General features: G+C 65.1%; 9 protein-coding genes. 5 read left to right on the forward strand and 4 right to left on the reverse strand.

Annotated features, from left to right (window positions below; genetic code table 11):
- The first annotated feature begins 66 nt into the window (after positions 1 to 66).
- The 5 genes from tkt to pgl are packed head-to-tail and all read left to right on the forward strand — an operon-like array spanning position 67 to position 6,495.
- Positions 67 to 2,166 (forward strand): transketolase, encoded by a 2,100-nt coding sequence (gene tkt / locus AB0P23_RS07485; RefSeq protein WP_363797152.1) that lies wholly within the window; start codon positions 67 to 69, stop codon positions 2,164 to 2,166.
- 3 nt (positions 2,167 to 2,169) lie between these two features.
- The gene (gene tal, locus AB0P23_RS07490; RefSeq protein WP_222059143.1) at positions 2,170 to 3,294 is read left to right on the forward strand and encodes a transaldolase; all 1,125 of its coding nucleotides are present in this window, start codon (positions 2,170 to 2,172) and stop codon (positions 3,292 to 3,294) included.
- A gap of 3 nt (positions 3,295 to 3,297) precedes the next feature.
- On the forward strand, positions 3,298 to 4,854 hold the full coding sequence (gene zwf / locus AB0P23_RS07495) for a glucose-6-phosphate dehydrogenase (protein WP_027497012.1): 1,557 nt from the start codon (positions 3,298 to 3,300) through the stop codon (positions 4,852 to 4,854).
- Positions 4,851 to 5,759: a glucose-6-phosphate dehydrogenase assembly protein OpcA gene (gene opcA / locus AB0P23_RS07500; protein WP_363797154.1), complete on the forward strand. Its 909-nt coding sequence runs from the start codon at positions 4,851 to 4,853 to the stop codon at positions 5,757 to 5,759. Before zwf ends, opcA begins: the two co-directional genes overlap by 4 nt.
- On the forward strand, positions 5,752 to 6,495 hold the full coding sequence (gene pgl / locus AB0P23_RS07505; RefSeq protein WP_032387333.1) for a 6-phosphogluconolactonase: 744 nt from the start codon (positions 5,752 to 5,754) through the stop codon (positions 6,493 to 6,495). The genes opcA and pgl overlap by 8 nt, the downstream gene beginning before the upstream one ends.
- Before the next feature lie 300 nt (positions 6,496 to 6,795).
- On the opposite strand, the gene ppc is transcribed toward pgl, so the two are convergent.
- The 4 genes from ppc to AB0P23_RS07525 all read right to left on the reverse strand — a co-directional run bounded on the left by ppc (position 6,796) and on the right by AB0P23_RS07525 (position 12,032).
- Positions 6,796 to 9,627: a phosphoenolpyruvate carboxylase gene (gene ppc / locus AB0P23_RS07510; RefSeq protein WP_363797157.1), complete on the reverse strand. Its 2,832-nt coding sequence runs from the start codon at positions 9,625 to 9,627 to the stop codon at positions 6,796 to 6,798.
- A 51-nt stretch (positions 9,628 to 9,678) separates the two neighbouring features.
- Positions 9,679 to 9,912 (reverse strand): preprotein translocase subunit SecG, encoded by a 234-nt coding sequence (gene secG / locus AB0P23_RS07515; RefSeq protein WP_027497008.1) that lies wholly within the window; start codon positions 9,910 to 9,912, stop codon positions 9,679 to 9,681.
- A 119-nt stretch (positions 9,913 to 10,031) separates the two neighbouring features.
- Positions 10,032 to 10,817: a triose-phosphate isomerase gene (gene tpiA, locus AB0P23_RS07520; RefSeq protein ID WP_027497007.1), complete on the reverse strand. Its 786-nt coding sequence runs from the start codon at positions 10,815 to 10,817 to the stop codon at positions 10,032 to 10,034.
- A gap of 3 nt (positions 10,818 to 10,820) precedes the next feature.
- Entirely contained in the window at positions 10,821 to 12,032 is a 1,212-nt protein-coding gene (locus tag AB0P23_RS07525) for a phosphoglycerate kinase (RefSeq protein ID WP_222080170.1), read from the reverse strand.

A 12,032-nucleotide genomic window follows, 5' to 3' on the forward strand; every position in this document is an offset into this window, starting at 1 on the left:
GCAGTTACCGCCGAGCGACGAATCCTCGGAGCCACAACTCGAACGAATGTCAGGAGATTTCTGCTCGTGTCGATCACAGACGATATTGACGTCCTCACCACGGCGCACCACCCCAGCGACTGGACGGACCTGGACACCCGGGCGGTCGACACCGTTCGTGTCCTGGCAGCGGACGCAGTGCAGAAGGTCGGCAACGGCCACCCCGGAACCGCGATGAGCTTGGCTCCCCTCGCGTACACCCTCTTCCAGCGCACCATGCGCCACGACCCCACCGACACCCATTGGATCGGCCGCGACCGTTTCGTGCTGTCGTGCGGTCACTCGAGCCTGACCCTGTACCTGCAGCTCTACTTGGGCGGTTTCGGTCTCGAGCTCGCCGACATCGAAGCACTGCGGACCTACAAGTCCAAGACCCCGGGGCACCCCGAGTTCCGCCACACCGACGGCGTCGAGATCACCACCGGCCCTCTCGGTCAGGGACTGGCATCCGCTGTGGGAATGGCAATGGCATCGCGCCGTGAACGCGGACTGTTCGATCCCGAACCTGCGCTCGGCGAGAGCCCGTTCGATCACTTCATCTACGTGATCGCCTCCGACGGCGACATCGAAGAAGGCGTCACGTCCGAGGCGTCGTCGCTCGCAGGCACCCAGCAGCTCGGCAACCTGATCCTGTTCTACGACGACAACAAGATCTCGATCGAGCACTCGACCGACATCGCCCTGTCCGAGAACACCGCCGCTCGGTACGAGGCCTACGGGTGGCACGTACAGGTCGTCGAGGGCGGCGAGAACGTCACCGCGATCGAGGAGGCCATCGAGGCCGCCAAGGCCGTCACCGACAAGCCGTCGATCATCGTGCTGCGGACCATCATCGGGTTCCCGGCTCCGACGATGATGAACACCGGTGCCGTCCACGGTGCCGCGCTGGGCGACGACGAGGTCGCGAAGGTCAAGCAGGCCCTGGACTTCGACCCGGCCAAGACGTTCGAGGTCAGCGACGAGGTCATCGGCCACACTCGCAAGCTCCAGGAACGCGGCCGCGCCGCACACACCGAGTGGATGACGCAGTTCGAGGCCTGGGCAGCCCGTGAGCCCGAGCGCAAGCAGTTGCTCGACCGTCTTCAGCAGGGCACGCTGCCCGAGAACTGGACCGACGTGCTGCCCACGTGGGAGCCCGGCAGCAAGGCCGTCGCCACGCGTGCGGCGTCGGGCGAGGTCCTCAACGCCGTCGGACCCGTTCTTCCGGAACTGTGGGGCGGCTCGGCCGACCTCGCAGGCAGCAACAACACCACGATCAAGGGTGCGAAGTCCTTCGGCCCCACGTCGATCTCCACCGACGACTGGGACGCCGAGCCCTACGGCCGCACGCTTCACTTCGGTATCCGCGAGCACGCCATGGGTGCGATCCTGTCTGGCATCGTCATGCACGGTCCGACCCGCGCGTACGGCGGAACGTTCATGCAGTTCAGCGACTACATGCGGCCGTCGGTTCGCCTGGCGTCGCTGATGGACATCGATCCCATCTACGTATGGACCCACGACTCCATCGGCCTCGGCGAGGACGGCCCGACGCACCAGCCGGTCGAGCACCTCGCGGCCCTGCGTGCGATTCCCAACCTGTCTGTCGTACGCCCCGGTGACGCCAACGAGACGGCCTACGCCTGGCAGTCGGTGCTCGCCAGGTCGAGCAGCAGCGGGCCCGTCGGCCTGGCGCTGACGCGTCAGGGCATCCCGATCCTGGAAGGCACCAGCTTCGAGGGCGTCTCGAAGGGTGGCTACATCCTCTCCGAGTCCTCCAAGGCCGCTCCCGACGTCGTCCTGATCGGCACCGGTTCCGAACTGCAGTACGCAGTGGAGGCCCAGAAGCTGCTCGAGGCGCAGGGCATCGCGGCACGCGTGGTGTCGATGCCGTGTGTCGAGTGGTTCGAGAGCCAGGACCAGAACTACCGCGACCAGGTCATTCCGCCCACCGTCAAGGCGCGGGTGTCCATCGAGGCCGGCATCGCGATGCCGTGGTGGAAGATCGTCGGCGGTTTCGGCGAGATCATCTCGCTCGAGCACTACGGCGAATCTGCCGATGCGGCAACACTTTTCCGCGAGTTCGGCTTCACGGCCGACGCCGTCGTCGCGGCCGCGCAGCGCTCCATCACCAACGTGAAGGGATAACTCATGACCCAGAACAAAAACCTTGCCGAGCTGTCCGCCGCCGGAATTTCGGTCTGGCTGGACGACCTGTCCCGCGACCGCATTCGGTCGGGCAACCTCAAGGACCTGATCGACACCAAGAGCGTCGTCGGCGTGACGACCAACCCGTCGATCTTCCAGGCCGCATTGAGCAAGGGCGATGCTTACGACGAGCAGGTCACCAAGCTCGCCGGCGAAGGTGCCGATGTCGAGACCACGATTCGCACCGTCACCACCGACGACGTCCGTGAGGCGTGCGACATCCTCGTGCCGCAGTACGAGGCCAGCGCGGGCGTCGACGGACGCGTGTCGATCGAGGTCGACCCCCGCATGGCGCACGACGCGGACAAGACGTACGAGCAGGCCGTCGAACTCTGGAAGATCGTCGACCGTCCGAATCTCCTCATCAAGATTCCGGCAACCGAAGAAGGCATCCCCGCCATTGCCAAGGTGGTCGGTGAGGGCATCAGCGTCAACGTGACCCTGATCTTCTCCGTCGAGCGCTACGAGCTGGTCATGAACGCGTACCTCGAGGGTCTCGAGGCCGCCCGCGCCGCCGGTCATGACCTCGACAAGATCCATTCCGTGGCGTCGTTCTTCGTGTCCCGCGTGGACAGCGAGATCGACTCGCGGCTGGACGCCATCGGCACCCCCGATGCCGAGGCCCTCAAGGGCAAGGCCGCGCTGGCCAATGCGCGCCTTGCGTACGTGGCCTACCAGCAGGTGTTCGAGGTGGCTCCCCGGTTCCGCGAACTCGCGGGCAACGGTGCGCGCCCGCAGCGGCCGCTGTGGGCCTCGACGGGCGTCAAGTCCGACGCCTACCCGGACACCATGTACGTCACCGAGCTCGTCTCTCCGAACACCGTGAACACGATGCCGGAGAAGACCATGGACGCGGTCGCAGACCACGGCGAGATCGTCGGCGACACGGTCTCGGGTAAGGGACCGGAGTCGCAGGAGATCTTCGACCGCATCTCCGCCCTGGGAATCGACCTCACCGACGTCTTCCTGACGTTGGAGAACGAGGGCGTCCAGAAGTTCGAGGCTGCGTGGAACGAGCTGCTCGAAGCTACCGAGGAGCAGCTCCGCCAAGCAGGTCAGAAGAGCTGACCTGTGCCCACCGCAGACACAGAAAACCTGAATTCCGCGGATTGGCGCAATCCACTTCGCGACGCGCGAGACAAGCGGCTCCCCCGCATCGCCGGGCCGTGCAGCATGGTCATCTTCGGGGTGACCGGTGACCTCGCGCGTAAGAAGCTCATGCCTGCGGTGTACGACCTGGCGAACCGGGGGCTCCTACCCCCCGGTTTCGCCCTGGTCGGCTTCGCTCGCCGTGAGTGGCAGAACCAGGATTTCGAGAAGATCGTGCACGACTCCGTGCGCGATCATGCTCGAACTCCGTTCAGCGAAGAGGTGTGGAACACCCTTGCCGAGGGCTTCCGGTTCGTTCAGGGTTCGTTCGACGACGATGCCGCGTTCGACGAGTTGTCGCGGACTCTCACCGAACTCGACACCACCCGCGGCACCGGCGGCAACCATGCCTTCTACCTCTCGATCCCACCCGGCGCGTTCCCTGTTGTACTGCAACAACTATCACGTTCCGGACTGGCCCAGGCGCAGGACGGCAACTGGCGACGCGTCGTCATCGAGAAGCCGTTCGGTCACGATTTGCAGAGCGCCAAGGAGCTCAACGCGATCGTGAACCGAGTGTTCCCCGAGGACACCGTCTTTCGGATCGATCACTACCTGGGCAAGGAGACGGTGCAGAACATTCTCGCGCTGCGCTTCGCCAACCAGTTGTTCGATCCGATCTGGAACGCGCACTATGTGGACCACGTGCAGATCACGATGGCCGAGGACATCGGATTGGGTGGCCGCGCAGGCTATTACGACGGGATCGGGGCAGCGCGCGACGTCATTCAGAACCATCTCCTCCAGTTGCTCGCCATCACTGCGATGGAGGAGCCGGTGAGTTTCAACCCCACCGAGTTGCAGTCCGAGAAGATCAAGGTGCTCTCGGCGACCAAGCTCGCCGAGCCGCTCGATCGCACGTCCGCCCGCGGGCAGTACTCCGCCGGGTGGCAGGGCAGCCAGAAAGTGAAGGGGCTCAAGGAGGAAGAGGGGTTCGACTCCGAGTCGAACACCGAAACCTACGCCGCCATCACCCTCGAGGTCGACACTCGGCGCTGGGGTGGAGTCCCGTTCTATCTGCGAACCGGAAAAGCGTTGGGCCGCAGAGTCACCGAGATCGCAATGGTGTTCAAGCGTGCCCCCCATCTGCCGTTCGACGCCACCATGACCGAGGAACTCGGTCAGAACGCACTGGTCATTCGAGTCCAGCCGGACGAGGGCGTCACGATGCGCTTCGGTTCCAAAGTTCCCGGGTCCAGCATGCAGGTGCGCGACGTCAGCATGGACTTCAGCTACGGCCAGGCGTTCACCGAGTCATCTCCCGAGGCGTACGAGCGACTGATACTCGACGTACTCCTGGGTGAGCCCTCACTGTTCCCGGTCAACGCCGAAGTGGAACTGTCGTGGAAGATTCTCGACCCGATTCTCGAGTACTGGGCCTCGGGCGGCACCGCCGAACCGTACGAGGCCGGCACCTGGGGTCCGTCCTCGGGTGACGAGATGATGCACCGCACCGGACGCGAATGGAGAAGGCCGTGATTGTCGACATTCCCGCCACCACGACGGCCGAGGTCGGCAAGAAGCTCGTCGAGGTTCGTGAAGCAGGTGGCGCGGTCACCATCGGCCGCGTGCTGACCTTGATCGTCGCGAGCCGTGATGCGAGCAAGGCCGAACGGGCGATCGATGCCGCGAACGAGGCGAGCCGGGAACATCCGTGTCGCGTCATCGTCCTCATCCACGGTGATCGGTCCGCCGAGTCGAGTCTTGACGCCCAGATCCGCGTCGGCGGAGACGCCGGCGCGTCCGAGGTCGTCGTACTACGACTGAACGGCGAGCTCGCCGATCACGAACACAGCGTCGTCATTCCCTTCCTGCTGCCCGATACGCCGATCGTCGCGTGGTGGCCGGACGAGGCACCGACGGTACCGGCGAAGGATCCACTGGGCCGGTTGGCGATCAGGCGGATCACCGATGCCACCAATTCGTCGGATACCACCGCAGCGATCAAGGGACGGCTGAGCAGCTACACCGAGGGTGATACGGATCTGTCGTGGAGCCGAATCACTTACTGGCGCGGCCTGCTGGCGACTGCCCTCGATCAGGCACCGTTCGAGGCCGTCACCTCGGCCACCGTGTCGGGACTGGCAGAGGAGCCGGCACTCGACATTCTGGCCGGCTGGTTGGCGGCGAAGCTCGACGTGCCGGTCTACCGGCGAGCCGGCGAGCTCAAGGTCGAGCTGAACAGGGAGAACAGCAGTATTTCGCTGACCCGTCCGCAGACCGGAAAAACCGCCACACTGCGGCGTACCGGTCAGCCCGACGCTCAGGTTGCTCTGGCACGTCGCAACACCCGCGAGTGCCTGGCCGAGGAACTGCGGCGGCTCGACACGGACGAAATCTACGAACTCGCCCTCCACGGTCTGTCGAAAGTGAGCTATGAGTAATCAGTCGGTCCTCCGATACCTCGACGCACAAGGGCTGGTCGATGCCGCCCGCACTCGCTTCGTCGACGTTGTCGTCGCGGCGCAGGCCGAGCGCGGTGTCGCGTCGGTGGTGTTGACCGGAGGCGGGACGGGAATCGCCCTCCTCGAGGCACTGCGCGCGGATTCCGGTGCCATCGACTGGTCACGGGTGGACATCTACTTCGGTGACGAGCGTTTTCTCCCCTCGGGAGATCCCGAGCGCAACGAGGTCCAGGCATCGGACGCGCTGCTGAAGCACGTGGACGTGCACCCGGATCGACTGTTCACGATGGCGACGTCGGACGGTGCCTACGGCTCCGACCCGGAAACGGCTGCGGCGGCGTACGCACAGACGCTGCACTCACGGGCCGCCGACGGTCAATGCCCCGACTTCGACATCCACCTGTTGGGCATGGGCGGCGAGGGCCACATCAACTCGCTCTTCCCGCACACCGACGCGGTGCGCGAGCAGCATCGCTTCGTCGTGGCCGTCGAGGACTCCCCCAAGCCGCCACCGGTTCGCATCACACTCACCCTGCCCGCCGTCCGGAGGGCGAAGCACGTGTGGTTGCTGGTGTCCGGTGCAGCGAAGGCCGAGGCCGTTGCCGCCGCCGTCGGTGGAGCAGCGTCCGACGACTGGCCGTCGGCCGGTGCCATCGGCGCGGAATCGACGGTCTGGTTCGTCGACGAGGCCGCGGCCTCACAGCTGGACCGGTGATCGGCTCGAGCCACAGCTGACAGCAGACGTACAGCGGCGTCGATTCAGGAGATTCACTCCCCTGAATCGACGCCGTGGTCGTTCGAACCTACGCCGTTCGAACCGCTGGCGTCCCCGCCACCGGTGGACTCGCCGACGCCACCGACCCCGTCTCGGAAGTCCGCATACCGCGATCGAGCGATCACCCGATACGCCGTCCCGTCCCGCCACGCGTCGAGAGTGTTTCTGCACGTCCTCATACCCGGTTGGACGCAGACTGTCGGCCACCGGTTCCGCGGCAGCGCAGCGAGACATACGGTGCTAGCCGCTGTTGCGTAGTGCCGTGGCCAGGCCGTTCATCGTCAGCAGGATTCCTCGTTTGACCCGTTCGTCGTCGTCGCCGTTGCGGTATCGACGCAACATCTCGACCTGCATCTGGTTGAGAGGTTCCAGGTACGGGAACCGGTTGTGTACCGATCGCTCCAGCGCCGGGTTGTCCTCCAGCAATCGACTGTGACCGGTGATCTTCAGATACATCCGCACGGTGGTGGCGTGTTCGGCCTCGATCATGCCGAAGATGCGTGCGCGGAGGTCTGCGTCGGGAACGAGTTCCGCATACCGAGCGGCGATACCCAGATCGGACTTGGCCATGACCTGCGCCAGGTTGGACAGCACAGTGCGGAAGAACGGCCACTTCCGATACAGATCCGCGAGTACCTCCAGCTTGGAGTCGTCGTCACCGACCCACTCCTCGAACGCCGATCCGGTGCCGTACCAGCCGGGCAGCATGACGCGGCACTGACTCCACGACATCACCCATGGGATAGCACGCAGGTCGTACACGGAATTCGTCGGCTTACGCGACGCCGGACGCGACCCGATGTTCAGCTCGCCGACCTCGGCAACGGGCGTGGACGTGCGGAAGTACTCGACGAACCCGGGCTCCTCGTGCACCAGCCGGCCGTACGCTGCCCGAGCCTTGGCCGCGAGATCGTCCAGAACGTCGTAGGCGGCCTCGGCACCGTCACCCAATCCTTCGAGGTCGAGCAGCGTCGATTCGAGGGTGCCCGCGACCAACGATTCGAGGTTGCGCCGCGCCATCGACGGTTCGGCGTACTTCGCTGCAATGATCTCGCCCTGCTCGGTGAGACGAAGCGATCCCTGCACCACGCCGGGCGGTTGCGCCAGAATCGCGTCGTAACTGGGGCCGCCGCCGCGCCCGACGGTGCCACCGCGACCGTGGAAGAGTCGCAACCGAATTCCTGTCTTACGGGACGCTTCGAGCAGGTCGAGTTCGGCCCGGTACAGCGCCCAGTTGGCCGCGAGATAGCCACCGTCCTTGTTCGAGTCCGAGTACCCGAGCATGACCTCCTGGTTCATGCCTCGACCGGCCACGAGAGCACGGTAAATCGGAACGTCGAGAGTGGCGAGCAGTGTCGCAGCACCCTGCTGCAGGTCCTCGATGGTCTCGAAGAGCGGCACGACACCCACCGTCGACGTGGGTGCCGAACCATCGACGCCGGGATCGAAGATCCCCGCCTCCTTGAGCAGCAGGGCCGCCTCGAGCATGTCACTGACGGACTGACACATGCTGATGATGTAGTTCTGAACGGTGTCCGGGCCCAGGTGGTCGATGGCCTCCTTGGCCGCCCTGACGATGCCCAGTTCCTTCGCAGCGAGGTCGCTGAGTTGCGCGGTGGGCCCGATCAAGGGACGCCGAGTGGCGAGTTCGTGCGAGAGCACCGAGACGCGCTCGTCCTCACCGAGCGACCGATAGTCCTGATGAACCCCGGCCCAGGCCAACAGCTCCGCGACCACTTCCTCGTGGGTCTCGGAGTTCTGCCGCATGTCCAACGCCTGGAGATGAAATCCGAACGTCTCGACCGATTGCCGCAGTCGAAGCAGCCGATCGTCGGCGATCAGACCGTCTCCGTCGGCCCGGAGCGCGCGGTCCAGAGTGTCGAGATCGTCGAGGACTTTCTGCGGGCTCGCATACGGGTTGGCACCGAGATCGATTCCGGACACCGGAACCGCGTCGAGCACCGCCCGTGCCGTTGCTGTCAGCCGGGCACGGATACCGACAACGGCAACACGGTACGGTTCGTCGGCCCGGCGGTCGTCCGGTTCCGCAGACGCCTCGGCCAGAGCCTCCAGTTCCTCGGTGACCGCGACGAGCCGCGCGGACATCGACAACTCTTTCTCCAACGCAACCAGTTCGTCGAGGTAGTGCTCGAACGCCACGTAACCGGCCTGATGAGTGGCCGTGTGCACCACCTCGCCGGTGACGTTCGGGTTACCGTCGCGGTCTCCTCCGATCCACGACCCCGGCCGAAGTATCGGCCGCGGCAGCAGGTCGTCCTCCGGCCATCGCGCTCGCAGCGCCGCGCGGACATCGGCATTGAGGGCGGGCATGACATCGAACAGCGAGGACTCGAAGTATCGGAGACCCACTTCGATCTCGTCTTGGATGCGCAATCGCGACAGCCGAATCAGGGCGGTTTCCCACAGCGTCAGCACCTGCCGGCGAATCTGCACGTCGATCACGGCCAATTCCTTGGCGGCTCCGGCGGCTTTGCCCTCCGGGGCAGCCGACGCGACCTCGCGCCGACGCATCAGTGCGGTGATCTTCGATTGGACGTCGAACACCGTTCGACGACGCGTTTCGGTGGGGTGCGCGGTGATGACCGGGGCCACCAACGCGTCGGTCAGCGCGGCGGCAACCTGCTCGCGCGACGGAGCGGCGGCGTCGATCTTCGACCACGTTGCGTCCAGGCTGCTGTCCTGCGGCGGGTCTCCGTTGTCCAGATGAATGGCTCTCCGGCGCTCACGGTGAAGATCCTCGGCCAGGTTCGCCAGCAACGAAAAGTGGCTGAACGCGCGGATCAACGGAACAGCTTGCGCCACTTCGACATCGGTGTACCGGCCGACAGAGTCGTCGCGTTCGATCTCCGAGCGGCGCACCGCGAAGGATTCCACTCGCGCGGACTCGATGAGCTCGAAGACCTCGTCGCCCTCGTGTACCCGAATGATCTCACCGAGGATGCCACCGAGATAGCGGATGTCCTCCCGCAGTGGCTCGGTCAACTCTCGCCCGCGAGCTGTCGGTGTGACGAATGCCGGGGAACCGACTGACTCGTAAGAGGATTCGCTCATCCCCCCAGTATCGTCGCTCGGCCGTCAACTCGCACTCGGAGCCGGGACGGATCAGGTGTACTTGATCTCGAGACCGATCCCGAGGATCGCGATGAGCCAGATGAGGCCGGTGAAGACAGTGAGGCGGTCGAGGTTCTTCTCGACGACCGTGGAGCCGGACAGGCTGGACTGCACGCCGCCACCGAACAAGCTGGACAGACCGCCACCCTTGCCGCGATGCAGCAGGATCAGCAAGATCAGCGCCAGGCTGGTGATGACCAGCAGAATATCCAGAAACAGATCCATGTCCACCTCAAACTCGATTCGATGCCCTCAGCAGCCTACCTGGCCCCACGAACGACTTCAGACACCCCGCCGAAGCGAGGTGTCCGAAACCAGTTCTGCGCAGCGGTGACGATGGCCGATCAGGGCAACGGTCCGCCTGCGGCAATCGCCGACAATGTGGCGAACTCGTCCGCCTTGAGCGAAGCGCCACCGACCAGCGCGCCGTCGACGTCGGGCTGACCGACGATCTCGCCGACGTTCTTGGCGTTGACCGAACCGCCGTACAGCACGCGGACGCCCGCGGCGACCTCGGCCGACGCCAATTCCTTCAATTCCTCCCGAATGGCACCGCACACTTCCTGAGCGTCCGACGCCGAGGCCACGCGTCCCGTGCCGATGGCCCATACCGGCTCGTAGGCGATGACGACCTTGGCGATGTCGTCGGCCGAGAGGCCGTCGAGCGAACCGCGGAGCTGAGCCACGTTGTAGGCCACGTGCTCACCGGCCTCACGAATGTTCAGACCCTCGCCGATGCACACGATCGGTGTGAGCCCGTTCTTCAAGGCAGCCTTCGTCTTCGCCAGCACGACGGCGTCGTCCTCGCTGTGCAACGTGCGTCGCTCGGAGTGGCCGACCACGACGAAAGTGCATCCCAGCTTGGCCAGCATCGACCCGCTGATCTCGCCCGTGAATGCGCCGCTGTCCTCGGCGGAGACGTCCTGCGCACCGTAGGTGAGCAGGAGCTTGTCGCCTTCGATGAGCGTCTGGACGCTGCGGATGTCGGTGAACGGCGGAATGACCGTGACGTCCACCTTGTCGAAGTACTTCTCGGGCAGCGAGAAGGCGATCTTCTGCACCAGCGAGATGGCCTCGAGGTGGTTGAGGTTCATCTTCCAGTTGCCCGCGATGAGCGGCTTACGTGCCATGCGTTACGCCTCCAGGACGGATAGACCGGGCAGCTGCTTGCCCTCGAGGTATTCGAGGGATGCACCGCCACCGGTGGAGATGTGCGAGAAGCCGTCGTCGGGCAGCCCGAGGGTGCGTACCGCAGCCGCGGAATCACCACCACCGACCACGCTGAACGCGCCCTTCTCGGTGGCTCCGATGATCGCCTCTGCGATGCCCTTGGTACCGGCCGAGAACTGGTCGAACTCGAAGACGCCTGCAGGTCCGTTCCAGAAGATCGTCTTCGCATTGGACAGCACGACGGCGAAACGACTGACCGAGTCCGGTCCGATGTCCAGACCCATCCAGCCGTCCGGAATTTCGGATGCCTTGACGGTCTTGGACTCGGCGTCGGCCGCGAACTTGTCTCCGACGACGATGTCGACAGGAAGATGGATCACGTCGCCGAAGCGCTCGAGCAGGTCCTTGCAGACCCCGATCTGATCCTCCTGCAACAGCGAGTTACCGACCGAATAACCCTGGGCGGCAAGAAAAGTGAACGCCATGCCGCCGCCGATGACGAGGGTGTCGACCTTGGGAGCCAACGCCTCGATCACGCCGAGCTTGTCCGAGACCTTGGAGCCGCCGAGCACCACCGCGTACGGACGAGCCGCATCCTCGGTCAGCTTGGCCAACACCTCGACCTCGGCCGCGACGAGTGTGCCCGCGTAGTGCGGAAGCAGCTGCGCCACGTCGTAGACCGACGCCTGCTTGCGGTGCACGACGCCGAATCCGTCGGAGACGAATGCCGCATCGTCGCCGGCCAGAGCAACGAGCTCACGAGCCAGTGCGGCTCGCTCGGACTCGTCCTTGCTGGTCTCACGCGGATCGAAGCGGATGTTCTCGAGCAGCAGTACGTCGCCGTCGGTCAGGCCCTCGGCGCGTGCCTCGGCGTCCTGACCCACAACGTCTCCCGCGAGCTGGACGTGCCGGCCGAGCAGTTCGCCGAGCTTGGCAGCGACCGGAGCCAGACTGTACTTCGCATCGGGCTTGCCGTCGGGGCGACCGAGGTGAGCGGTGACGATGACCTTCGCACCGGCCTCGACCAGTGCACGAAGGGTCGGAATCGACGCCTGGATGCGGCCGGGGTCGGTGATCGTGCCGTCCTCGAGCGGGACGTTGAAGTCCGATCGCACGAGGACGCCACGTCCTTCGACACCGGCATCGAGCAGATCCTGCAGTGTCTTGACAGCCAT

Origin of the sequence: Rhodococcus sp. NPDC077669, from assembly GCF_040686915.1 — a bacterium.
Classification (GTDB): Bacteria; Actinomycetota; Actinomycetes; order Mycobacteriales; family Mycobacteriaceae; genus Rhodococcoides; species Rhodococcoides fascians.

Bases quoted from the DNA above. Each gene is read 5' to 3' on its own strand.
- tal (WP_222059143.1), top strand. From the start codon at position 2,170: ATGACCCAGAACAAAAACCTTGCCGAGCTGTCCGCCGCCGGAATTTCG.
- pgl (WP_032387333.1), top strand. From the start codon at position 5,752: ATGAGTAATCAGTCGGTCCTCCGATACCTCGACGCACAAGGGCTGGTC.
- ppc (WP_363797157.1), bottom strand. From the start codon at position 9,627: ATGAGCGAATCCTCTTACGAGTCAGTCGGTTCCCCGGCATTCGTCACA.
- secG (WP_027497008.1), bottom strand. From the start codon at position 9,912: ATGGATCTGTTTCTGGATATTCTGCTGGTCATCACCAGCCTGGCGCTG.
- tpiA (WP_027497007.1), bottom strand. From the start codon at position 10,817: ATGGCACGTAAGCCGCTCATCGCGGGCAACTGGAAGATGAACCTCAAC.
- AB0P23_RS07525 (WP_222080170.1), bottom strand. From the start codon at position 12,032: ATGGCTGTCAAGACACTGCAGGATCTGCTCGATGCCGGTGTCGAAGGA.